Raw genomic sequence first — 23167 nt, forward strand, 5'->3', positions numbered from 1 at the left:
GCAAGCTCGCTCCCACAGGGGGCACTGCAACCTCAAATGTCCGAGGGCAGGGGTTACTTGATGCTGACCTTGGAGTAATCCTGGCGCCCAAACGGACTGACCGAGTAACCCTGCACATCCTTGCGGGTCAGGGCGAACGCAGTCGGATGCGCCAGGGGTAGCCATAGGGCTTGCTGCTGGATCTGGGCCTGGGCCTGCTCGTAGAGCTTGGTACGCACACCTTGTTCGCCAGTGGTCTTGCCGGCGGTGATCAGTTTGTCCAGGTCGGGGTTGCAGTAGCGGGCGAAGTTGGTACCGGACTTGACCGCCGCGCAGGAAAACTGCGGCGTGAGGAAGTTGTCCGGGTCGCCGTTGTCGCCGGCCCAACCCATGAACAGCAAGTCATGTTCGCCGGCCTTGGCGCGACGGATCAACTCGCCCCATTCGATCACCCGGATCTCGGCCTGGATGCCGATTTGCGCCAGGTCGGATTGCAGCAGCTGTGCGCCGACACTGGGGTTGGGGTTCAGCAGGCTGCCGGAAGGGCGGGTCCAAATGGTGGTCTGGAAGCCTTCCTTCAAGCCGGCCTTGGCCAGCAGGTCGCGGGCCTTGGCCAGGTCATGGGTGTAGCCGGGCAGGCTTTTGGCATAGCTCCAGGTGTTGGGTGGGTAGGGGCCGTTGGCGGCTTCGGCAGTGCCTTCGAAGACGGTCGTCAGGTAGCTGGCCTTGTCGAAGGCCAGGTTGATGGCTTGGCGCACCTCAGGCTTGTCCAGTGGCGGATGCTGGCTGTTGAACGCCACGAACGCGGTCATGAAGGCGTCGGTCTGCTCGACCTTCAGCGTAGGTTCTTGCTTGGCGGCCTGTACGTCCAGTGGCTTGGGCGACAGGGCGATCTGGCATTCGTTGCGGCGCAGTTTCTGCAGGCGCACGTTGGCGTCCGGCGTGATGGCAAAGATCAAGGGATCCACTTGGGGCTTGCCGCCAAAATAATCCGCGTTGGCCTTGTAGCGAATCGAAGCATCTTTCTGGAAACGGTTGAAAATGAACGGGCCGGTGCCGATCGGCAGGCTGTTGAGCTTTTCCGGCGTACCGGCCTTCATCAACTGATCGGCGTATTCGGCCGAGTAAATGGAGGCAAAACCCATGCTCAACGTCGCCAGGAAGGTCGAGTCGGCGTGATCGAGGGTGAAGCGCACGGTCAGCGGGTCCAGCGCGTCGATTTTCTTGATCAGCGCTGGCAACTGCATGGACTGGGCGTGGGGGAAGCCGCTTTGCGCCACCTTGTGCCAAGGGTTCGCCGGGTCGAGCATGCGCTCGAAGCTGAATTTCACGTCCTCGGCAGTCAGGTCGCGGCGCGGCGTAAAGTAGTCGGTGTGGTGGAACTTGACCTGTGGCCGCAGCTTGAACACGTAGGTCAGGCCATCGGTGGAGACTTCCCAGCGCTCGGCCAGGCTGGGGACCAATTTGCCACTGGCGGTGTCGAAGTCCACCAGGCGGTTCATCAGCACGTCGGCGGAGGCGTTGGTAGTCGTCAGGGAGTTGTACTGGACGACATCGAACCCTTCCGGACTGGCTTCGGTACAGACGCTCAGGGCGGCGGCCAAGGCCTGCGGGGCGATCAGCAGAGGGGCGAGCAACAACGGTAGGGCAGCGAGGCGCATGGTCGGTTTCCTGTGCAAGTCGAAGGCCCATCTGCGAGTGCAGTCTGGAAAAGGCCTACCCTAGTGGGCCCGCCGCTAAATGACTATCCCCTTTTTGCATTTTCCGGCACTCTGCGCCGACGCGTTGATGGGCTAAAAATCGCCGCGGGTGGAAAAAACCTGCGTGCCGCGACGAGCGGTAAGGGGCTGCGCCAGCCGCTGCCCACGCCGTCCGGGGCGGTTGGTCGATGATTGGCCATGAAGACAAATCACATCGGCTGTTGTTGCACTGTGGTCTTTCTGGTATAAAGCAGCGCTCTTTTCTAGGGGCCCGGTTCCTTCACTGTAGGTGTAGCCGGTAAGACCCTTAAAGAAACGCGGCGCCTGGCGCCAAATGACTGAGAGATTAAGCGGCCAACCCATGCCGGGTTGGGCATGTGGTTTTAGAGGGCTGAGGCATGTCGAGAGTCTGTCAAGTTACCGGTAAGGGTCCGGTGACTGGGAATAACATTTCCCACGCAAACAACAAAACCCGTCGTCGTTTCCTGCCGAACCTGCAGCATCACCGCTTCTGGGTTGAAGAAGAGAAACGTTTTGTGCGTCTGCGCGTATCTGCCAAGGGCATGCGTATCATCGACAAGCGTGGCATCAGTGTCGTGCTGGCCGAACTTCGTCGCGATGGCAAGGTTTAAGGGAGCTAATCATGCGTGAATTGATTCGTTTGATCTCGAGCGCCGGTACTGGTCACTTCTACACTACCGACAAGAACAAGCGTACTACCCCGGACAAAATCGAGATCAAGAAATATGATCCGGTTGTTCGCAAGCACGTGATCTACAAGGAAGGCAAAATCAAGTAATTGATTTTTCCCTCTTACAAAAAAGGGCCCGTATCGTGAGATACGGGCCCTTTTTTGTGTCAGTTATGCGCCAGCGACGGTGCAGATCAGCCGCAATGGATGCTGACAATGATTCTATCGGCATTGGTATGCAGGTTGATGCGCTGCGGGCGCAGATCCCAACTCGTAGGATACTTCGGGCCTGTGGCGCGAACGAGCGCTCCGTTGGCCAGGGCGCGAACCTCCCTGAGCAACTCAGGGGTGCATTTTTGGCCGATGGTGTATCGAGCGATGGCCAGATCGCATTGATCGGGTAAGACGGGCATGTTGCCTCCTTGCAGTAGTTGATAGGTCAGGGCGTTCTCTGTCGGGTTGGCTGCACGTCCTGTGCAGAGCCGTAGTGCCGACAGCGGCATAACGCCCGTGAGCAGTTTCATCTGCTTGGCTGGTCATTGGCCAGCGCTGGAATGTCAGCAGCTTTTTCTGCGTTCCGCGGGGCTCACCCCTTCTGTTCGAACACCACATAGATCTTGCGGCACGGCTCCAACACTTCCCAAGTGCCCTTGAACCCCGCTGGAATCACGAAACGGTCACCGGCCCGCAGGGTCTTGGCGCTGCCATCCTCGTCACGCAGCACCGAGACACCCTGGACGATTTCGCAGTATTCGTGTTCGGTGTAGTTGACCGTCCACTGGCCAACCGCGCCTTCCCATACGCCCGCGTTCATTTGCCCGCAGGGGCTGCTGTAGTGGTTGAACACGGTTTGCTCGGGATCGCCCTTGAACACCTTGGCCGGGTCCGGGCGATAACGTTCGGCGGTGGTATTGGCCTGGCTGAAATCAACGATGTCCTGAATGCTCATGCGGGTGATCCCCAGTGATCGCTTGGAAGGCCTCGAGTCTATGTTTATTAAAACGAACATCGCAAGGTCGTTTGCCAGGGTTGTGTCAAATATATTGAAACATGACCAGTCGCTGGTTTAGGGTGGCGGGTGCCCTATGCCGAAAACGGCGCCGAAACCAGGCTGGTTGGGCAGAATTCTTTTGAGCGCTGCGCACCGCGCGACGTTCGTACTCAATAAGAGGAGGACACACGCATGACCACCCTGACTCGTGCCGACTGGGAACAACGCGCCCGCGACCTGAAGATCGAAGGCCGCGCCTTCATCAACGGCGAGTACACCGATGCGGTGTCCGGCGAAACCTTCGATTGCCTCAGCCCGGTCGATGGCCGCCTGCTGGGCAAGATCGCCAGCTGTGACGTCGCCGACGCCCAGCGTGCTGTCGAAAACGCCCGCGCCACGTTCAACTCCGGCGCCTGGTCGCGCCTGGCACCCAGCAAGCGCAAAGCCACCATGATTCGTTTCGCCGGCCTGCTCAAGCAGCATGCCGAAGAACTGGCCCTGCTCGAAACCCTGGACATGGGCAAGCCGATCAGTGATTCCCTCAATATCGACGTTCCCGGCGCGGCCCAAGCGTTGAGCTGGAGCGGCGAAGCCATCGACAAGCTCTACGACGAAGTGGCGGCCACACCCCACGACCAGTTGGGCCTGGTAACCCGTGAGCCGGTGGGTGTCGTGGGCGCTATCGTGCCGTGGAATTTCCCGTTGATGATGGCCTGCTGGAAGCTCGGCCCAGCGCTGTCCACTGGTAACTCGGTGGTGCTCAAACCGTCGGAAAAATCCCCGCTGACCGCCATCCGCATCGCCGCACTGGCGATCGAGGCCGGCATTCCCAAAGGCGTGCTGAACGTGCTGCCGGGCTATGGCCACACCGTCGGCAAGGCCTTGGCCCTGCATATGGACGTCGATACGCTGGTGTTCACCGGCTCTACCAAGATCGCCAAGCAACTGATGATCTACTCCGGCGAATCCAACATGAAGCGTATCTGGCTGGAAGCCGGCGGCAAGAGCCCGAACATCGTGTTCGCCGATGCCCCGGACCTGCAAGCCGCCGCCGAATCCGCCGCCAGCGCCATCGCCTTCAACCAGGGCGAAGTCTGCACCGCCGGGTCGCGGCTGTTGGTGGAGCGCTCCATCAAGGACACGTTCCTGCCACTGGTGATCGAAGCCCTCAAGGGCTGGAAGCCGGGCAACCCCCTGGACCCGGCCACCAATGTCGGCGCCCTGGTCGATACCCAGCAGATGAACACCGTGCTGTCCTACATCGAGGCCGGGCACAGCGACGGCGCCAAACTGGTGGCCGGCGGCAAGCGCATCCTTGAGGAAACGGGCGGTACGTACGTCGAGCCGACGATTTTCGATGGCGTGAGCAACGCGATGAAAATCGCCCAGGAAGAGATTTTCGGCCCGGTATTGTCGGTCATCGCCTTCGATACTGCCGAGCAAGCCATCGAGATCGCCAACGACACGCCGTACGGCCTGGCCGCAGCGGTATGGACCAAGGACATCTCCAAGGCCCACCTGACCGCCAAGGCCCTGCGTGCCGGCAGCGTATGGGTCAACCAGTACGACGGCGGCGACATGACCGCGCCGTTCGGTGGCTTCAAGCAGTCGGGCAACGGTCGCGACAAGTCGCTGCATGCGTTCGACAAGTACACCGAGCTGAAGTCGACCTGGATCAAGCTCTGAGAATGACGGCCCCGGATCCTGTCCGGGGTCTCATGCAGCGCTGATCCCCCCTGTGGGAGCGAGCTTGCTCGCGATAGCGGTATGACAGTCGACGACTTTGTTGAATGTTGCGCCGTCATCGCGAGCAAGCTCGCTCCCACATTTGTTTTGCGTAGGGCTTGAAACATCACTGTCCACAGGAGCGTGGAAATGCGTTGGGCGACTTATTTCGCCGTGTTGGCGTCTGTCCTGAGTGTCGGCCTGGCCCTGGGTGTGAGCATGCCGCTGGTGTCGCTGCGCCTGGAGGGCTGGGGCTATGGCTCGTTCGCCATTGGCGTGATGGCCGCCATGCCGGCCGTGGGGGTGTTGCTCGGAGCCAAGGTGTCGAGCCGGCTGGCGGCACGGTTCGGCACGGCGGCATTGATGCGCCTGTGCCTATGGGGCGGCGCGGTGTCCATCGGGTTGCTGGCGCTGTTGCCCAGCTATCCGGTCTGGTTGCTGCTGCGCCTGGTGATTGGCGTGGTCCTGACCCTGGTGTTCATCCTGGGTGAAAGCTGGATCAATCAACTGGTCATTGAAAAATGGCGTGGGCGACTGGTGGCGCTGTACGGCAGCAGCTATGCCCTGAGCCAGTTGTCCGGCCCGCTGCTGCTGGGCGCGCTGGGGACCGATCATGACTACGGGTTCTGGGTGGGTGTCGGTCTGCTGCTGAGCGCACCCTTGCTGTTGCTGGGCCGCAGCGGTGGGCCGAGCAGCGAGGCCGGCAGCGTTACGTTTAGCGATTTGTGGACGTTTTGCCGAGGCTTGCCAGCGATTGCCTGGGCGGTCTCGTTGTTTGCCGCGTTCGAGGCCATGATCCTCACGCTTTTGCCGGTGTATTGCCTGCGCCAGGGCTTCACTGCCGACATCGCGCTGGCGATGGTCAGCACCGTGGTGGTTGGCGATGCCTTGTTGCAGTTGCCCATCGGTGCCCTGGCCGATCGCGTGTCTCGCCGGGCGCTGTTGACGGGCTGTGCGGTGGCGCTGACCTTATCGAGCCTGGCGGTTCCGCTGTTGATCGATACCCTGTTGATCTGGCCGTTGTGGGTGTTGTTCGGCGCCAGTGCCGGCGGTTTGTTCACCTTGTCGCTGATCCTGATCGGCGAGCGTTACCGCGACGATGCGCTGGTGCGGGCCAACGCCCACGTCGCGCAACTGTGGGGCCTTGGTTGCCTGATCGGCCCACTGGCGGCAGGAGCGGGCAGCCAGTGGATCAGTGGACATGCGCTGCCATTGTTCATGGCGGCAGGGGCGTTTGGCCTGGTGATTCTGCTAATGCGCCAAGGGGCGTTCGGGACCACCCAACCCGCTTGAACACCCCAAAACCCTGTGGCGAGGGAGCTTGCTCCCGCTGGACTGCGAAGCGGTCCCGGCTTTGCGGTTGCTGCTCAACCGAGCGGGAGCAAGCTCCCACGCCACAAAAGCGACCCCACAAAGCGCGCTGTCCACAAAACGGGTTGCCATGAAAGCGGTCGGCCTTTAAAGCATCCGCTCCAACCCGATCGTCGTGCTGAACCAGGCATTGAACCGGCGCCACCAACTGCCTGGTTCGCGGTCCAGGTCGTGCGTCTGGCCGTTGTCTTCGGTGGTCCATACAAGCGTTCCGTGCTCCAGCCTGGCCTGATAACTCAAGGCTGGCGCCATGCCCTGCAAGGCCAGTTCGCGCACTTGGCTGGCGAGTTCAGGGCTGTCCACCAGCACGCCGACTTCGGTGTTCCACAGCACCGAGCGCGGGTCGAAATTGAACGAGCCGATGAACGATTTCTGCTGGTCGAAGATGATCGCCTTGCTGTGCAGGCTGGAATCCGATTGGCCGTAGGATTTGCTGTAGAACAGGTGAGGGCTGCTGCCGGAGTCGCCCGGTTGTCGTCGCAGCTCGAACAGGCGTACGCCATGTTGCAACAGGGCCTTGCGGTACGGCGCATAACCGCCATGCACGGCGGGCACGTCGGTGGCTTCCAGGGAATTGGTCAGCAGGCTCACCGACACGCCGGCATCGGCGCGACTGGTCAGATAGACCAAACCTGGCTGACCGGGGACGAAGTAGGCGGAAATCATGATCAGCTCTTTGCTGACGCCGGTCAGTTCCGGTGCCAATTGTGTGGTCAGCAATAGCTGCGGGTCCGGCTCGTCCTTGGCCAGCACCTTGCTGGGCGCGTCCCACAGCGCCTTGTTCCAGGCCCAGATCAACTGGTCGCGCCAAGTGTCCAGGCGTGGTTGGGTCTTGTAGGCGGTCAACTGCTGGTAGAGCGCGTGATTCTCCTTTTGGGTCTGCTCCAGGGACTCTTGCAGGCGCAGGCGGTTGTTGGCCAGGTCCTTGGGCGTGGGGCGATGGGACAGGAACTGTTCGATGGGTTTGCTCAGGGCGCTGTTCCAGTATTGGTCGAAGCTGTGCCCCAATTGTTCAGCCACCGGGCCGACACCGAGCAGGTCGATGTCGGTGAAGTTCAGGTTCGGTTCGGCGTCGAAGTATTCATCGCCCAGGTTGCGACCGCCAACGATGGCCATGCTGTTGTCCGCCAGCCACAGCTTGTTATGCATTCGGCGGTGTTGCTGCGACAGGTTGAGCAGGCGCCCGAGGCTGCGGGTTACGCCGGTGGCACGTCCCAGGTGCAATGGGTTGAACAGGCGGATCTGGATATTCGGATGCGCGGCGAGGGTCGCGATGATCTGATCCTGGCCGTCGCTGGTGGTGTCATCCAGCAGGATACGCACGCGTACGCCCCGGTCGGCGGCCTTGAGCAATTCATCCACCAGCATTCGGGTGCTGATGCCGTCGTGGACGATGTAGTACTGCAAATCCAGGCTGCCTTGGGCGTGGCGAATCAACTCGGCCCGGGCGATGAAGGCGTCGGTGCTGTCCGACAGCAGCCGAAAGCCCGAGCGCCCCTCATGGGCGCCAGCCTGGGCCTGGACCGAGCGGCCGAACGAGGATTCGGCGGCCGGTAAGACCTGGGAGGGCTCGCGCGCGACATCAAGGCTCGCGCAGCCATTAAGCAGCATGGCTATCAACAGCATGAATGGCAGAGCAGGGTGCTGTCTCAAATGAGGTCATCCGGCTTTGAGAAAAGCGAAGTATGGCACGGCTTTGGATTGTTCACGCCCACTCGAAACGCGACGGAGGCTGGCGGTCCATTGGCGGTGTAGGTCGAAAAAGCCACGAGCCTTGTTGAGGAATACTGCAATTAGTAGAGCTTATTCCTACAGAAAAATCCTACTCGACGGGCAACCATGCGCGGGTGTTCGCAGCAGTGAAATCTCACAGCTGCAGCACGGATATTTTCCAACCATTCAACAGGTCCATGAGCATGAAAATAATACTCGCCGGCACGCTGGCCGCTGCCACATTAATCCCGTTCGCCGTCCAGGCGGCCAGTGTCGATTTGAGCGTGACTGGCCGCGTTATCCCGACCACTTGTGTTCCGGCGTTCGCCGGTGGCAACGAGGTCAATCTGGGACGGATCTTCTCTTCAACCCTGGCCCCTGACCGGCAGAACGATCTGCCGCCTCGGGACATCATGCTGAACATTTCTTGTGACGCACCCGCGGCAGTGGAAATTGCCGTCACCGATAACCGCGGCGCTACCAAGGTCCCGGGGCTGGTTTTCAATAGCCGTCGAGATAATGATCTTTACTTCGGCCTGGGCAGCACCCAAGGCGAGGGGATCGGTGGTTTTGGTTTATTGACCGGCCAACCAATGGCTGACGGCAGCCCACAGACCTTGCTGATGCGTACGTCCGCCAATCCGGCCTGGCAAGTGTCCACCAACGGCCTGTTAGCCAACACACCGGCTTATTCCTGGGGGACGAATGCGTTGGTAGGCCCAGTCGCTGCCAGCCTGCACAGCTTCCCGATGCAGGTGGTCGCCTCCATTCGACCGACTTCCGAATTGCCGGCGACCAACGATGAGTTCGATCTCGACGGTTCGGTGACGTTCGATGTGTTCTACCTCTAAGTCCTGACCCACGACGGAGCGTGGCAGGCGCTTGAAAAACCGCCTGCTCGCCTGAGAGGGCCACGCTCCGGCGGGTCGGCCGGGTGCGAGCTACGCCGCTTGTCCTGCCTGGCTGACACCCTCTGGAGATTCCCATGTTTTCCCCAATATCTTCGCCGAAGCTCAGCGCAGTAGTCGCGCTGTGCCTGGCGTTTATCGTTCAAAATGTCCAAGGCGCCGGAATGGTCCCGGAAACGCCGGTCGTGATCGTCGACCAAGGCAAGGGCGAGGCGACACTGACCGTCAGGAACACCGATGCTCAGCCGGCATTGCTTCATAGCTCGGTCATTCACCTTCCGCAGGACCAGGAGCCTTTGCTGGTTCTGAGTCCGCCAGTGGCCCGGGTCGAACCGGGCCAGAGCCAGCAAGTGCGCTTTATCCTGCACACCACTGCCCCGCTGAAGACGGAGCGGCTCAAGCGCGTGCAGTTCGAGGGTATCCAGTCACGTCCGGCGGGCAATGGCGCACAGATCTCCATGGGTGTGCGGCAGAATATTCCGGTGATTCTTCGCCCGGCCGGGCTTGCGGTTGAACGAGCGCCGTGGAAGCGGTTGGTCTGGAGCGCCAAGGGCGGCCTGGTCCGCGTAAACAATCCCAGCCCTTATGTTGTCCGATTGGCGCGGTCGGTGAGTCTGATTCCGGGCGGTGCAATGCTGGACCTCGGACGCACATACATCCTGCCCGGCGAAGTACTGACACTGAATACGCCTTCGAGTCTGGCTACCCATGTCCGGCTGTTCCCCGCGACCACTTACGGTTTTGCAACTGACAGCTATGACGCACTTTTGAGTTTGCAATAGTGCGTTTTCGGGTCTTCTTCCGCCTGGCCGCTGGCTTGGCCTTGCTTGGGATAACACAGGCCGAGACCACGGCCGAAACTTTCGCCGAATTCGACCGATCAGTACTCGAGGCCCGAGGGCTTGATCCGCAGATCGCCGAGTATTTTCGCGATGCGCCGCGCTTCCCGGCCGGGCGCCATCTGATCTCCTTGAGCGTCAATGGCGCATCGTCGGGGGAGGTAATGGCCACTTTTGATGAGCAAGGACAGCTTTGCCTGGATGCGAACCTGCTGGATCGAGCAGCAATAGCTGCGCCACCAGGCCTATATCTCGACGCCGAGACGGTGTCGTGTTCGCGGGTTACTGAAAGCCTGCCGGGGGCCCGGGTATGGCTTGAGCCGGGGCTGAACCTGGTGCGCTTGCTGGTGCCCACCGACTGGTTGCTCGCTGCGGCGCCCCGCCAGGACAGCTGGACTTCGGGCGGGATGGCCGGGGTCATCAACTATGATGCGTTGATGGTAAACGGTTCCGCCGCCGGGCAGTCCAGCCAATACCGCAGCCTGGGCACCGAGTTGGGATTCAACGCGGGCGATTGGGTGGTGCGCAGCCGTCAGAACTACAGCTCTTTTGCAGGTGTAACGCGTTTCGAAACGCTGTACACCCAGGCTTCAAAGACCTGGGAGCGCTACGGGGCGCAGGTGCAGTTGGGGCAGCTGAACATGCGCTCATCGTTGTTTGCGGGCGAACCCTTTTTCGGCGCGCAGATTCTTCCGGAAACGGCGCTCTCGCAGGCAAGTGGTGGCGTGGGCGGCGGAGCGCTGGTGCAAGGGCTCGCCTACTCGACAGCGCGGGTCGAAGTCCGGCAAAGCGGTGTAGTGATCTTTAACACGTTGGTTCCCGCAGGGCCTTTCACACTGAGCGACTTGCCCCTGCTCAGCCAGCGTCTCGACCTGGAGGTGAGCGTGCTTGAAGAAAATGGCGAGCGCCGTGATTTCCGTGTCCCCGCCGCCAACCTGCGTCCGGTGAGCCTGAGAAGCGCGCCCAGCTATGCGCTGGCGGTTGGCAAGGTGCGCCGGCTCAACAACGATGAGCGCGATACGCCGTCGTTTTTTGCCCTGAGCCGGGACTGGCGGTTTGGGCAGGCAACGCAGCTCAGCGGCGGGGTGATGGGTGCTGACGAATATCGCTCCATGGGATGGGGAATCGAGCAGGCTCTGACGCGTAACATGACGGCGCGGTTCCAGCAGTTGGGTTCGCGCACGGCCCGGGGTACTCAGGGGCATGACCTGCAGGCCGCGTTGAACACGGTTCTGAACGATGGGTTTTCGATCGGCTTGACGACGGGGCGACGCAGCAGGGGTTTCCGGCATCTGGCTGAGACGGGGGTGGATGTCGGGACCGATGATCGACTCGCTTGGGCAGAACGTCATTGGGCCATCTCCTTGCGACATGCCGATCCGCGATGGGGGGCGCTCAGTGGATCGTTGACGCGTTATTCCGGGGCCATGGGGAGGAACGCTGCACGAATCAGCACGGCTTGGTCCCGAACATTCGACAGGACGACCCTGTCATTGAATGTGCAACACGACCATGTCGGGCAAGCACGCAATACCGGCATATCCGCGAACCTCAGCGTGCCCCTGGGGCGCAGCCGAAGGATCAGTACTTTTGTCCGTCGGGATGATGATCGAGGGCTGCGTACCGGAGCTCGTTACACAGAGCAGGTCAGCGATAGCCTGGGCTATAGCGTCGGTGTCGACCGCCCGGCCAGTGGCCAGAACGCTCTCAACGCCAGGCTCAGCGCCTTGCCGCGATATACCAGCGTGGACATCGGCCTGTCTCGCAGCGGCGCCGGGGCCCAGCATTATGATCTGGCCCTGCGCGGCGGCTTGGCGTTGCATGAGGACGGGGTGACACCCTCGCCTTATCCTCTGCGCGATACCTTTGGCCTGATCAAGGTCGGCGATGACGCGGGAGTCAGGATTGGCACGCCCCACGGCCCCGTCTGGACCGACGCTGGGGGGCGCGCGGTGGCGTCCAGTTTGTCCGCCTACCAGGCCAGTCGGATTGAAATCGATACGTCCAGCCTGCCACGCAACCTCGATGTGCCCAATGGATTTCAGGAAGTTCGGGCTGCACGTGGCGCCGTGCCGCGGCTCGACTTCCAGACGGGTTCGGTTCGTCGCCTGATGCTGAGCATACGCACCGACGAGGGGGTGCCTGTGAGCAAGGGCCTTGGGGTGTATGACGAACACGATCAGTACCTGACCACGGTGGTCGATACGGGCCTGGTGTACCTGGATAACGCACCTGCCGTGGTTCGGCTACGGGTGCTGCTTTCCGAGGGCCGCGCTTGCAGCCTGGAGCTTGATACGGGTCGGTTGCCAGCGGCTTCAGGACCGTATGACAGTGCCGAGGTGGTCTGTCAGACGGGATGATGTGCCAAGCCAGCCAAGGCGCCGGGCCGATCGCGGCTCATGCAAGCGACGGGGTATCGTTCAGCAGCCTGGTCGCGGCCGCTCCTACCTTGCGCACCGCCTCTTCGATTTGTGGGGTCGGCTTGGCAGCGTAGTTCATGCGCAGGCAATTGCGGTATTTGCCTGACGCCGAGAAGATACTGCCGACGGCGATTTGAACGCCCTGGTCATGAAGCATGCGGTTGAGCTTCAAGGTATCGAAACCTTCCGGCAGTTCGACCCAGAGCATGAAGCTGCCCCGGGGTCGGCTGGCCCGGGTGCCCTGGGGGAAATAGCGGCTGACCCAGTCGATCATCACATCGCGATTACGCTGGTATTGCGTACGCATCCGGCGCAAATGGGGTTCGAAATGCCCGCCCTTGAGAAATTCGGCAATGGCGATCTGCGGTTGTGGCGCGGTGGAGCCGGTGCTGATGTATTTCATGTGCAGCACCCGCTCCAGATACCGGCCTGGCGCGACCCAGCCAATGCGCAGCCCTGGCGCCAGGGTCTTGGAAAATGAACTGCAAAGCAGGACGCGACCGTCTTCGTCGAAGGATTTGATGGTGCGCGGACGAGGGTAGGTGTAGGCCAATTCTCCATACACATCATCTTCAATGATCGCCACGTCGAAGCGCTGTGCCAGGGTCAGCAGTGCGCGTTTATTCGCGTCGGGCATGATGTAGCCCAGCGGGTTATTGCAGCTGGGGGTCAACTGTATGGCCTTGATCGGCCATTGCTCCAGCGCCAGTTCCAGTGCATCCAGGCTGATCCCGGTGAGCGGGTCGGTGGGGATTTCCAAAGCCTTCATGCCCAGGCCCTTGAGGGTCTGCATGGCCCCGTGAAAGCTGGGTGAGTCCACCGCGACGATGTCGCCTTGTTCGCAGGTGGCGCGGATGCTGACCGACAGGGCTTCATGGCAGCCGGTGGTGACGATCAAGTCGTTGGGCCCCAACTGACAGCCGGAGTCCAGCGACAGCCGGGCGATTTGTTCGCGTAGTGCGAGGTTGCCGTAGATGTTGTCGTAATACAGGCCGGGCATGTCTTGTCGGCGGCTGATCTGGGCCAGGCTGCGCAGCAGCGGTTTCATGGTCGGCGAATGGATGTCCGGCATGCCGCGTCCCAGTTGCACCACGTCCGGGCGCGGCACGGCGCGGATCAGCTCCAGCACCTGGTCCCACTGGGAAATATCCACGGGGCGTTGGGCCGGACGGCCTACCGCCGGCAGGTCCGGCAATTCGCGGCCCACGGGTACGAAATAGCCGGACTTGGGTCTCGGCATCGCCAACCCACTGTCTTCCAGCAGGCGATAGGCCTGCTGCACCGTACTCAGGCTGACCCCATGTTCCGTGCTCAATGCCCGCACTGATGGCAGCCGGTCACCGGGGCGGTAAAACCCCTGTTCGATGCGGGTGCCGAGCAATTCGGCGAGATTCACGTAGAGGGTCATGGGGCGCTCCCGATGAGATGGACCACTGCAACCGATACAGTTTGGGTAGAAAATGACAATTCAGTGCCGGAAATATCGAATCTGTATGCTTATAAAAGAAATGAGTTGAATCTGTATTGCTTTTGACCGTCCGCGCATCATGAAACCTCTGGCTACCCAAGTAAACAGGAGCGATCAAAATGAACGGCTTGAGCGATGTGCGGCTGACGTTACACAGTCAGGAACTGGTGGCAGGGCAGGAGAAGGGACTGCGCAGCGCGATGCTGCGCAGTTCGCCGTCCGGCCTGAGCCGTTGGGCCCTGTTCTGGCATCGTCTGCATACACGCAAAGCCTTGTTGGAACTTACACCCGAACAGTTGCGTGACATCGGGCTGACGCGGGAGCAGGCGTTGGAGGAGGGGCTCAGGCCGTTCTGGCGGCTTTGAAGCGCGGAGGACCTTGTGGCGAGGGGATTTATCCCCGCTGGGGCGCGAAGCGGCCCTAAAACCTGACACCGGGGAGTGTCAGATAGATTGCCTTGGGTCTGCTTCGCAGCCCAGCGGGGATAAATCCCCTCGCCACACTGATAGGTGTCTGGTTCCATTGGTGGGTATTCAGGGGCTAAACCAACTCTTTCAACCGATGCCACAACATCCCCAGCGCCAGCAGTGGCGAACGCAGATGCTTGCCGCCCGGGAAGGTCATGTGCGGCACCTGGGCGAACAGATCGAAACCGCTGCTGTGCTGCCCACTGATGGCTTCAGCCAACAATTTGCCGGCCAAGTGCGTGGCATTCACCCCATGGCCGGAGTAGGCCTGGGCGTAATACACATTGGGCTGGTCCTTGAGCTTGCCAATCTGCGGCAAACGGTTGGCCCCGATGCCGATCATCCCGCCCCACTGATAATCGATGTTCACATCCACCAATTGCGGGAAAACCTTGAGCATTTTCGGACGCATATAGGCGCCGATGTCCTGCGGGTCACGGCCGGAATAGTGACAGGCCCCGCCAAACAGCAAGCGTCGATCCGCCGAAAGCCGATAGTAATCCAGCGCTACGCGTTGATCGCAGACCGCCATGTTCTGTGGCAACAATGCCTGTGCCTGGGCCTGGCTCAAGGGTTCGGTGGCGATGATGTAGCTGCCGGCGGGCAACACTTTGCCGCCCAGTTGCGGATTGAGTCCATTGAGGTAGGCGTTGCAGCCCAGTACCAGCGTCTTGGCGCGGACCGAGCCCTGCTCGGTGTGCACCTTCACTTCAGCGCCGTAGTCGATACGTGTGACCGCCGATTGCTCGAACAACCTGACCCCCAGATGCTGCGCGGCGGCAGCTTCGCCCAGGGCCAGGTTCAGTGGATGCAGATGGCCCGAGCCCATGTCGATCAACCCACCGACGTAACGATCCGAACCCACGACGCTGTGCATTTCGTTGGCTTGCAGCAGTCGGGTCGGATGGCGATAACCCAGGCTGCGCAGTTCTTCGGCGTCTTCGGCGAAGCCTTCCAGGTCGCTGGGCTTGTTGGCGAGGTCGCAGTAACCCCAGGTGAGGTCGCAGGGGATCTGGAAGCGCTCGACGCGCTGTCGGACGATTTCCACGGCCTCAAGGCCCATGAGCTTCATCTGGCGTACGCCGTCGGTGCCGATGATCGGCGCAAACTGATCGAGACCATGGCCGACGCCACGAATCAATTGGCCGCCGTTGCGCCCGCTGGCCCCCCAGCCGATCCGATGCGCTTCCAGCAGCACCACGCTCATGCCGCGCTCGGCCAGTTCGATCGCCGTGTTCAACCCGGAGAACCCGCCGCCGACCACGCAGACATCCGCCCGCAATTCACCCTGCAGCAGCGGATGGTCCGGTTGCGGCAGGCTGCTGGCGGCGTAATAGGAGGCGGCGTGCGCGTGGCTCGGGACAGGTTGCTGAACACGGGCGTTCATGTGCGTAATCCTGATTTTTGTGTTTGAGAAATTTGACGGAGCATAAGCTGGCGATTCCTTGCTGGGCAACATCGGTCGGCTGGCGCTGTCTGGTGCGAGGCTTTTAAGGCAGAATCCTGGACCATCTCCCTCGGTAATCGCCTCGATGAGCTGCAACAGTCAAAAAATCCTCGCGCTACGCCAGCAGATTCCCTCGTTCGAGTGCGTACCGGGCTGCCATGACTGCTGTGGCCCGGTGACCACCTCGCCTGAGGAAATGGCCCGTTTGCCCCGCAAGACCCGCGCCGAACAGGACGCGGCCATGGAAGCTCTCGACTGCGTGCACCTGGGGCCCAACGGCTGCACCGTCTACGACGAACGCCCGCTGATCTGCCGGCTGTTCGGCACCACCGCGACCTTGCCGTGCCCCAATGGGCGACGGCCGGTGGAGCTGATTCATCCGCGGGTCGAGAAGCAGATTCATGAGTACATGGCCAGCACCCGGCAGGTGTTGGTCTAGCAGGCATGGATACCGAGTCGCGGCTTTCGCGAGCAGGCTCGCTCCCACCATGGATCTGCGTTGCCCACGAGAAGATATTCACCACTCACCTGTGTGGAGCGAGCCTGCTCGCGAAAGCGGCCGTCCAGACGACCCTTGCCTTGGAGACCGTCATCAATCCGGAATCGGCAGGTTCAAGCTCTCCTTCACCTCTTCCATCACGATGTAGCTCTTGGATTCGCGCACGTGGGGCAGCTTGAGCAGGATGTCCCCCAGCAGCTTGCGGTACGACGCCATCTCGGAAATCCGCGCCTTCACCAGATAGTCGAAATCCCCTGATACCAGGTGACATTCCAGCACGTGAGGCAGTTTCAGCACGGCGCGTCGGAACTCTTCGAACGTGTCGCCGGATTTGTAGTCGAGGCTGATCTCGACAAACACCAGCAGGCTACCCTTCAAATGCTGCGGATTGAGCCGGGCGTTGTAGCCCATGATGATGCCCTCGCGCTCCAGGCGCCGTACCCGCTCGGTGCAGGGCGTGGTAGAGAGGCCGACCTTTTCCCCCAGCTCGGTGAAGGAGATGCGCCCGTCCGCCTGGAGAATGCGCAGGATATTGCGGTCGATCTTGTCCAGCTCACGTTTGGTCTGGGTGTTGGTACGCACAGGTGATGCGCCTCCGTGAAAAGGGTTTTTGCCGAGAATTCTCGCCAAATATAGGCGTTTATATAGTGAAAAGCACTGGCTAATCTTTTTTACACTGCGACCATCAAAGCTATGTACAACAACGTCAGCGGTTATCCGCGATGAGGGCATCAACATGCGCGTTCTGGTCTTGGGTAGCGGCGTCATCGGTACCGTCAGTGCTTATTATCTGGCCCGTGCCGGGTTTGAAGTGGTGGTGGTCGACCGTCAGCCGGCGCCTGCCATGGAAACCAGTTTCGCCAACGCCGGCCAGGTGTCGCCCGGTTATGCCTCGCCGTGGGCCGCGCCGGGCGTACCGCTCAAGGCCATCAAGTGGCTGCTGCAGCGCCACGCGCCGCTGGCGATCAAGGCCACTGCCGACATTGATCAATACCTGTGGATGGCCCAGATGTTGCGCAACTGCACCGCCAGCCGCTACGCCATCAACAAGGAGCGCATGGTGCGCCTGTCCGAGTACAGCCGTGATTGCCTCGACGAGCTGCGCGCTGAAACCGGCATTGCCTACGAGGGCCGTAGCCTGGGGACTACGCAGCTGTTCCGCACCCAGGCCCAGCTCGATGGCGCGGCAAAAGACATCGCCGTGCTGAAAGAATCGGGTGTGCCGTTCGAAGTGCTCGACCGCGCGGGCATTGCCCGGGTTGAACCGGCCCTGGCCAATGTCACGGACATTCTGGCCGGTGCCTTGCGCCTGCCCAACGACCAGACCGGCGACTGTCAGATGTTTACCACGCGCCTGGCGGAAATGGCCATGAAGCTCGGTGTGCAATTCCGCTTCGGCCAGGATATCCAGCGCCTGGATTTCGCCGGCGACCGCATCAACGGTGTCTGGATCGACGGCAAGCTGGAAACCGCCGACCGCTACGTCCTCGCCTTGGGCAGCTATTCGCCGCAACTGCTCAAGCCTCTCGGCATCCGTGCACCGGTGTATCCGCTCAAGGGTTACTCCCTGACCGTGCCGATCACCAACCCGGCGATGGCGCCGACTTCGACCATTCTCGACGAAACCTACAAGGTCGCGATCACCCGGTTCGACAACCGCATTCGGGTGGGCGGCATGGCGGAAATCGCCGGTTTTGACCTGTCCCTCAACCCGCGTCGGCGCGAAACCCTGGAGATGATCGTCAACGACCTTTATCCTCAGGGCGGCGATCTGGCCCAGGCCAGTTTCTGGACCGGCTTGCGTCCGACCACCCCGGACGGCACGCCGATCGTGGGTGCCACGCCCTTCAAGAATCTGTTCCTGAACACCGGCCACGGTACCCTCGGATGGACCATGGCGTGTGGTTCCGGTCGCCTGTTGGCCGACCTGATGGCAAAGAAAAAGCCGCAGATCAGCGCCGAAGGCCTTGATATTTCCCGTTATGGCAGCAAACACCAGGAGTCTGCAAAACATGTCAATCCAGCGCCAGCTCACCAATGACCGCATGAGCCAGGTTGTCGTGCACAACGGCACCGTTTACCTGGCGGGACAGGTCGGCGACGACATGAACGCCGGTATTGAGCAGCAGACCCGTGAAACCCTGGCCAATATCGAGCGCTTGCTGGACCTGGCCGGGACTGACAAGAACCGTCTGTTGTCGGTGACGATTTATCTGAAAGATATTGAGGCCCACTTCGAAGGCATGAATGCAATCTGGGACAAGTGGCTGCCTAAAGGCGTCGCCCCGGCCCGTGCCACTGTGGAAGCCAAGCTGTGCGAACCAGAGATTCTGGTGGAGCTGTCGGTTGTGGCCGCGCTGCCTTAGTTCCTGTCAAAACGATCCCTCTTCCGGCGTTGTGGGTGGTTATGCCTTCAGCCTCAGCGCCGTTTTTTTATTCATGACCGCCTAGAAGCCTGCCGCCATGCGTCCTGCCCGTGCCCTGATCGATCTCCAAGCCCTGCGTCACAACTACCAATTGGCCCGCGAAGTCACGGGGGCCAAGGCCCTTGCGGTGATCAAGGCCGACGCTTACGGGCACGGCGCGGTGCGTTGCGCCGAGGCGCTGCAGGACTCGGCGGACGGGTTCGCCGTGGCCTGCATCGAAGAAGCCCTGGAACTGCGGGCCGCCGGGATCCGTGGGCCGATCCTGCTGTTGGAGGGTTTTTTTGAAGCCGATGAGCTGCCGTTGATCGTCGAGCATGATCTCTGGTGCGTGGTGCATTCGTTGTGGCAACTCGAAGCGATCGAAAAAGCCGCGCTGAGCCAGCCGATCACGGTCTGGCTCAAGCTCGATTCGGGCATGCACCGGGTCGGCCTGCATCCGGCGGATTACCAGGCGGCCTACCGTCGCCTGCTCGCCAGCGGCAAGGTGGCGAAGATCGTCTTGATGAGCCACTTCGCCCGTGCCGATGAACTGCACGATCCCAGCAGCACCGAGCAACTGGCGATATTCGACAAGGCCCGCCAGGGCCTGGTGGCGCAGATCAGCCTGCGCAACTCACCGGCCGTGCTGGGCTGGCCGCAGATACCCAGCGACTGGGTGCGCCCGGGCATCATGCTCTACGGGGCCACGCCCTTTGACGAGCCGAACGCCGTCGCTTCGCGCCTGCAACCGGTGATGACCCTGGAGTCGAAGATTATCAGCGTGCGTGAATTGCCCGCTGGCGAACCGGTGGGCTACGGTGCCCGTTTTGTGACCACGCAACCGACCCGGGTCGGCGTGGTCGCCATGGGGTATGCCGACGGCTACCCACGCCAGGCGCCCACCGGTACACCGGTGCTGGTGGATGGGCAGCGCAGCCAACTGGTCGGACGCGTGTCGATGGACATGCTGTGTGTCGACTTGACCGATGTCCCCCAGGCCGGGCTCGGCTCGACCGTTGAGTTGTGGGGCAAGAACATCCTCGCCAGTGACGTTGCCAAGGCCGCCGACACCATCCCCTATCAGATTTTCTGCAACCTGCGGCGGGTGCCACGGCTCTATTCCGGGCATTGACGCACGGCGCCAACTACCGAAAGTCGCTTCACCGCACAGGATTCGGGTCAAAGTGTTGTAAATACTGAACGCTGTCGCCATGATAACGCTCACTTTCCTCACAACCTGATTCCCTGGAGGCTCCAGCATTGGACGTCGGTGAACGACTGCAATCCATTCGTAAACTCAAAGGCCTTTCCCAGCGTGAACTCGCCAAGCGCGCGGGCGTCACCAACAGCACTATTTCGATGATCGAGAAGAACAGCGTCAGCCCCTCGATCAGCTCGCTGCGTAAGGTCCTTGGCGGGATTCCCATGTCCATGGTCGAGTTTTTCTCCGAAGAAATCCTTCAGGAGAAACCGACTCAGATCGTCTATAAAGCCAACGAACTGATCGACATCTCCGACGGCGCCGTGACCATGAAGCTGGTGGGCAGGGCACACCCGAGCCGGGCGATTGCCTTCCTCAACGAAATCTATCCGCCTGGCGCCGACACCGGTGAAGAGATGCTCACCCATGAGGGCGAGGAAACCGGGATCCTGGTGGAAGGACGGCTGGAACTGGTGGTCGGTGTCGAAACCTTCGTGCTCGAAGCCGGCGACAGCTACTATTTCGAAAGCACCAAGCCGCACCGTTTCCGTAATCCGTTCGACGTGCCGGCGCGACTGATCAGCGCAGCCACACCGGCCAATTTCTAGAAAAAGCGGCGCCGGCCCCATGGGGCAAAGGCGTCCAAGCAATGAGCTGTCATCGCAAACAAGACCCTTGCGACTTTGGGGTTGTTTCAGTGTGACGGGCTTACCGCTATACTTGCGCCCGCCTGCAAACCGTGGCCGCAGGCGTGACTAGCCACCATTGAGGGTGTACGCGTGAACCTAATTATGAAAATGCTGGCTGCACCAGCAACCGTATTGGCCCTATGGGCAGTCAGTGCCCAAGCGGCGACCACCGACGAAATCGCCAAGCGCCTCGAACCCGTTGGCCAGGTCTGCGTCCAGGGGAAAGAATGCAAAGGCATGGAAGTTGCCACTGCCGCTGGCGGCGCTGGCGGTGCCAAGAAGCCGGCTGACGTGATTGCAAAACATTGCAACGCTTGCCACGGCACGGGCCTGCTGGGCGCGCCGAAAATCGGTGACAAGGCAGCCTGGAAAGAGCGCGCCGATCACCAGGGCGGTCTCGACGGCATCCTGGCCAAGGCCATTACCGGCATCAACGCCATGCCGCCTAAAGGCACCTGCGCCGATTGCTCGGATGACGACCTCAAGGGCGCCATCAAAGAGATGTCCGGCCTGTAATACGCCGATATCTCGCGCAAAAAAGCCGCTTACGAGCGGCTTTTTTGCGCCTGGGGTTTTTCCAGGGCTGTTCATCGCAACCAAGACCCGGCAAGCTCGGTCCAACCCACATTCATTGAATGTCCAGGAGGGTCCGATGGTGCAGTTGTGTTCAATCGAACAGGCGGTGGATGACGTGCTCGAGCGCCTGCCCGCGCATATTCATCTGGGCATGCCCTTGGGGCTGGGCAAGCCCAACCTGTTCGCCAACGCGCTGTACCGGCGCATCGCCCAACTGCCCGAGCGACAGTTGACGATCTACACGGCCTTGAGCCTGGGCCGGCCAAAACTGGGCGATGGTCTGCAGAAGCGCTTCCTCGAACCCTTTGTCGAACGGGTCTTCGGCGACTATCCAGAACTGGATTACCTGGCCGACCTGCATCAGGACAGCCTGCCACCCAACATTCGGGTCGAGCAGTTCTTCATGCAGCCCGGCAGCCTGTTGCACAGCGCCTCGGCCCAGCAGAACTACGTCAGCAGCAACTACAGCCATGCCGCCCGGGACATCAACGCCGCCGGCTTGAACCTGGTGGCGCAATTGGTGGCGAGCGATCCTGAGCATCCGGATCGCCTGAGCCTGAGCTGCAACCCGGACATCACCCTCGACCTGCTGCCGATGATCGCCAAGCGGCGCGCGGCCGGGGAGACCATCCTCCTGGTCGGCCAGGTGCACAACGATTTGCCCTACATGCCCGGCGACGCGGAAGTCGGCATCGACGCTTTCGACCTGTTGATCGACGAGAAGGACAGCCACACGTTGTTTTCCACGCCGAACATGCCGGTGGGGTTCCAGGACCATCTGATCGGCCTGCACGCCAGTACCTTGGTGCGCGACGGTGGGACGCTGCAGATCGGCATCGGCGCCATGGGCGATGCGTTGACGGCGGCACTGTTGGCGCGCCAGGCCGATAACGCCGGCTACCAGGCGTTGCTGGCGGACCTGAACCTTAGCCAGTGGGCGCAACTGATCGAGCGTGAAGGTGGGGTCGAGCCGTTTGCCAAAGGGCTGTACGGTTGCAGTGAAATGTTCGTCAACGGTTTGCTGGTGCTGGCCGAGGCCGGAATCATCCGGCGCAAGGTCTACCCCGACGTGCCGACCCAGGAACGGGCCAACGCCGGCACCCTCGACGAGGCGGCGCAACCCGACGGCATCTGCATACATGGCGGATTCTTCCTCGGGCCGCGCAGTTTTTATGAACGCCTGCGCGAGTTGCCGCAAAGCCGTCTTCTCGAATTCAACATGACGCGCATCAGTTACATCAACGAGCTGTACGGCCAGGAACAGCTCAAGCGCCTGCAGCGCCTCGACGCCCGTTTCATCAACACGGTCTTCACCATGACCCTGATGGGGGCCGGAGTGGCCGATCAGTTGGCAGACGGGCGGGTGCTCAGCGGTGTGGGCGGGCAGTACAACTTCGTTGCCCAGGGCCATGCGCTGGAGGGCGGACGGTCAATCCTGCTGCTGCGCAGTTGGCGTGAGTCCGGGGGCGAGATCAGCTCGAACATCGTCTGGGAATATGGCCATTGCACGATTCCCCGGCACCTGCGCGACATCGTGGTGACCGAGTACGGCATCGCCGACCTGCGCGGCAAGACCGACGCTGCGGTGATCGAGGCGTTGCTGAACATCAGCGATTCACGCTTCCAGCCTGGGTTGATCGAGCAGGCGCAAACCGCTGGCAAATTGCCGAAGGATTTTCGCCTCGACCCGCGTTTCGCCGACAACACATCGGAACGCTTGCAGGCGCTCCAGGCACGCCATCCGAACCTGTTTCCCGAATACCCCCTGGGGTGTGATTTCGATGAGGTCGAGCGCGACCTGCTGCGGGCGCTGAACTGGCTCAAGAGCAAGTTCAAGCTCACCGAGATCCTGGAATTGGGCAAAGCCGCGCTCGATGCGCCGGAGCCCTGGGAGTTTGCCGGGCATCTGGCGCGGATGCAGCTGGCCAGCCCTGAAGGGCTGAAGGATGAGTTGTTTCAGCGGTTGTTGCTGGCGGGGCTCAAGGCGACTGCGCCTTAGCGACCCACCTAGAACCCCTGTGGGAGCGAGCTTGCTCGCGATAGCGGTCTATCAGACACATTTTATGTAACAGATACAC

The 23167-nt window shown here is 61.3% G+C and carries 22 protein-coding genes; 15 read left to right on the forward strand and 7 right to left on the reverse strand.

What is annotated here, in order from left to right; translation table 11 throughout:
• Nucleotides 1–53: 53 nt before the first annotated feature.
• Nucleotides 54–1640, reverse strand: a complete 1587-nt coding sequence (locus tag LQ215_RS19670) for an ABC transporter substrate-binding protein (RefSeq protein ID WP_230152177.1) — start codon at nt 1638–1640, stop codon at nt 54–56.
• A gap of 437 nt (nt 1641–2077) precedes the next feature.
• Between LQ215_RS19670 and rpmB the strand changes: the two genes are divergently transcribed.
• Together rpmB and rpmG are read left to right on the forward strand one after the other, a co-directional pair.
• A complete protein-coding gene (rpmB, locus tag LQ215_RS19675) occupies nt 2078–2311 on the forward strand; it encodes a 50S ribosomal protein L28 (protein ID WP_003177273.1) in 234 nt (77 codons plus the stop codon).
• A gap of 11 nt (nt 2312–2322) precedes the next feature.
• Nucleotides 2323–2478, forward strand: coding sequence for a 50S ribosomal protein L33 (gene rpmG, locus LQ215_RS19680; RefSeq protein WP_003177274.1), 156 nt, complete (start codon nt 2323–2325; stop codon nt 2476–2478).
• Between the two features lie 86 nt (nt 2479–2564).
• Here the strand turns inward: rpmG and LQ215_RS19685 are convergent, their stop codons facing one another.
• Nucleotides 2565–2894: a hypothetical protein gene (locus LQ215_RS19685; protein ID WP_230152178.1), complete on the reverse strand. Its 330-nt coding sequence runs from the start codon at nt 2892–2894 to the stop codon at nt 2565–2567.
• 62 nt (nt 2895–2956) lie between these two features.
• Nucleotides 2957–3319, reverse strand: a complete 363-nt coding sequence (locus LQ215_RS19690; RefSeq protein WP_230152179.1) for a cupin domain-containing protein — start codon at nt 3317–3319, stop codon at nt 2957–2959.
• A gap of 234 nt (nt 3320–3553) precedes the next feature.
• Between LQ215_RS19690 and LQ215_RS19695 the strand changes: the two genes are divergently transcribed.
• Nucleotides 3554–5047, forward strand: coding sequence for an aldehyde dehydrogenase (locus LQ215_RS19695; RefSeq protein ID WP_230152180.1), 1494 nt, complete (start codon nt 3554–3556; stop codon nt 5045–5047).
• A 189-nt stretch (nt 5048–5236) separates the two neighbouring features.
• The gene (locus LQ215_RS19700; RefSeq protein WP_230152181.1) at nt 5237–6379 is read left to right on the forward strand and encodes an MFS transporter; all 1143 of its coding nucleotides are present in this window, start codon (nt 5237–5239) and stop codon (nt 6377–6379) included.
• A 165-nt stretch (nt 6380–6544) separates the two neighbouring features.
• Here the strand turns inward: LQ215_RS19700 and LQ215_RS19705 are convergent, their stop codons facing one another.
• Nucleotides 6545–8083 carry a phospholipase D family protein gene (locus LQ215_RS19705; RefSeq protein ID WP_230152182.1) on the reverse strand — a complete coding sequence of 513 codons (1539 nt, stop codon included), beginning with the start codon at nt 8081–8083 and terminating at the stop codon, nt 6545–6547.
• 290 nt (nt 8084–8373) lie between these two features.
• Here LQ215_RS19705 and LQ215_RS19710 point away from each other — a divergent pair, with 290 nt between their 5' ends.
• From LQ215_RS19710 to LQ215_RS19720, 3 genes are all read left to right on the forward strand, one after another.
• Nucleotides 8374–9021, forward strand: coding sequence for a DUF1120 domain-containing protein (locus tag LQ215_RS19710; protein WP_230152184.1), 648 nt, complete (start codon nt 8374–8376; stop codon nt 9019–9021).
• Between the two features lie 134 nt (nt 9022–9155).
• Complete coding sequence (locus LQ215_RS19715) at nt 9156–9860, forward strand: fimbria/pilus chaperone family protein (protein ID WP_230152185.1); 705 nt, start codon at nt 9156–9158, stop codon at nt 9858–9860.
• Nucleotides 9860–12277 carry a fimbria/pilus outer membrane usher protein gene (locus LQ215_RS19720; protein ID WP_230152186.1) on the forward strand — a complete coding sequence of 806 codons (2418 nt, stop codon included), beginning with the start codon at nt 9860–9862 and terminating at the stop codon, nt 12275–12277. Before LQ215_RS19715 ends, LQ215_RS19720 begins: the two co-directional genes overlap by 1 nt.
• A 37-nt stretch (nt 12278–12314) precedes the next feature.
• On the opposite strand, the gene LQ215_RS19725 is transcribed toward LQ215_RS19720, so the two are convergent.
• Nucleotides 12315–13745, reverse strand: a complete 1431-nt coding sequence (locus tag LQ215_RS19725) for a PLP-dependent aminotransferase family protein (protein ID WP_230152187.1) — start codon at nt 13743–13745, stop codon at nt 12315–12317.
• 179 nt (nt 13746–13924) lie between these two features.
• Here LQ215_RS19725 and LQ215_RS19730 point away from each other — a divergent pair, with 179 nt between their 5' ends.
• Nucleotides 13925–14170, forward strand: a complete 246-nt coding sequence (locus LQ215_RS19730) for a DUF1127 domain-containing protein (protein ID WP_230152188.1) — start codon at nt 13925–13927, stop codon at nt 14168–14170.
• A 175-nt stretch (nt 14171–14345) separates the two neighbouring features.
• Here LQ215_RS19730 and LQ215_RS19735 read toward each other — a convergent pair whose 3' ends face one another.
• Nucleotides 14346–15659 carry an NAD(P)/FAD-dependent oxidoreductase gene (locus LQ215_RS19735; RefSeq protein ID WP_230152189.1) on the reverse strand — a complete coding sequence of 438 codons (1314 nt, stop codon included), beginning with the start codon at nt 15657–15659 and terminating at the stop codon, nt 14346–14348.
• A gap of 145 nt (nt 15660–15804) precedes the next feature.
• Here LQ215_RS19735 and LQ215_RS19740 point away from each other — a divergent pair, with 145 nt between their 5' ends.
• A complete protein-coding gene (locus LQ215_RS19740; RefSeq protein ID WP_230152190.1) occupies nt 15805–16158 on the forward strand; it encodes a YkgJ family cysteine cluster protein in 354 nt (117 codons plus the stop codon).
• A 153-nt stretch (nt 16159–16311) separates the two neighbouring features.
• Here the strand turns inward: LQ215_RS19740 and LQ215_RS19745 are convergent, their stop codons facing one another.
• Nucleotides 16312–16800 (reverse strand): Lrp/AsnC ligand binding domain-containing protein, encoded by a 489-nt coding sequence (locus LQ215_RS19745; RefSeq protein ID WP_003206849.1) that lies wholly within the window; start codon nt 16798–16800, stop codon nt 16312–16314.
• A gap of 154 nt (nt 16801–16954) precedes the next feature.
• Here LQ215_RS19745 and dadA point away from each other — a divergent pair, with 154 nt between their 5' ends.
• From dadA to LQ215_RS19775, 6 genes are all read left to right on the forward strand, one after another.
• Nucleotides 16955–18259, forward strand: coding sequence for a D-amino acid dehydrogenase (gene dadA / locus LQ215_RS19750; protein ID WP_230152191.1), 1305 nt, complete (start codon nt 16955–16957; stop codon nt 18257–18259).
• Nucleotides 18231–18584, forward strand: a complete 354-nt coding sequence (locus tag LQ215_RS19755; RefSeq protein WP_230152192.1) for a RidA family protein — start codon at nt 18231–18233, stop codon at nt 18582–18584. Before dadA ends, LQ215_RS19755 begins: the two co-directional genes overlap by 29 nt.
• Before the next feature lie 97 nt (nt 18585–18681).
• On the forward strand, nt 18682–19755 hold the full coding sequence (gene alr / locus LQ215_RS19760; RefSeq protein ID WP_230152193.1) for an alanine racemase: 1074 nt from the start codon (nt 18682–18684) through the stop codon (nt 19753–19755).
• A gap of 128 nt (nt 19756–19883) precedes the next feature.
• A complete protein-coding gene (locus LQ215_RS19765; protein WP_003206841.1) occupies nt 19884–20432 on the forward strand; it encodes a cupin domain-containing protein in 549 nt (182 codons plus the stop codon).
• A 183-nt stretch (nt 20433–20615) separates the two neighbouring features.
• The gene (locus LQ215_RS19770) at nt 20616–21029 is read left to right on the forward strand and encodes a c-type cytochrome (protein WP_356642065.1); all 414 of its coding nucleotides are present in this window, start codon (nt 20616–20618) and stop codon (nt 21027–21029) included.
• Between the two features lie 136 nt (nt 21030–21165).
• Entirely contained in the window at nt 21166–23088 is a 1923-nt protein-coding gene (locus LQ215_RS19775; RefSeq protein WP_230152194.1) for an acetyl-CoA hydrolase/transferase C-terminal domain-containing protein, read from the forward strand.
• The last annotated feature ends 79 nt before the right edge of the window (nt 23089–23167 follow it).

It is taken from the genome of Pseudomonas brassicacearum (assembly GCF_918698105.1).
Lineage (GTDB): Bacteria > Pseudomonadota > Gammaproteobacteria > Pseudomonadales > Pseudomonadaceae > Aquipseudomonas > Aquipseudomonas brassicacearum_F.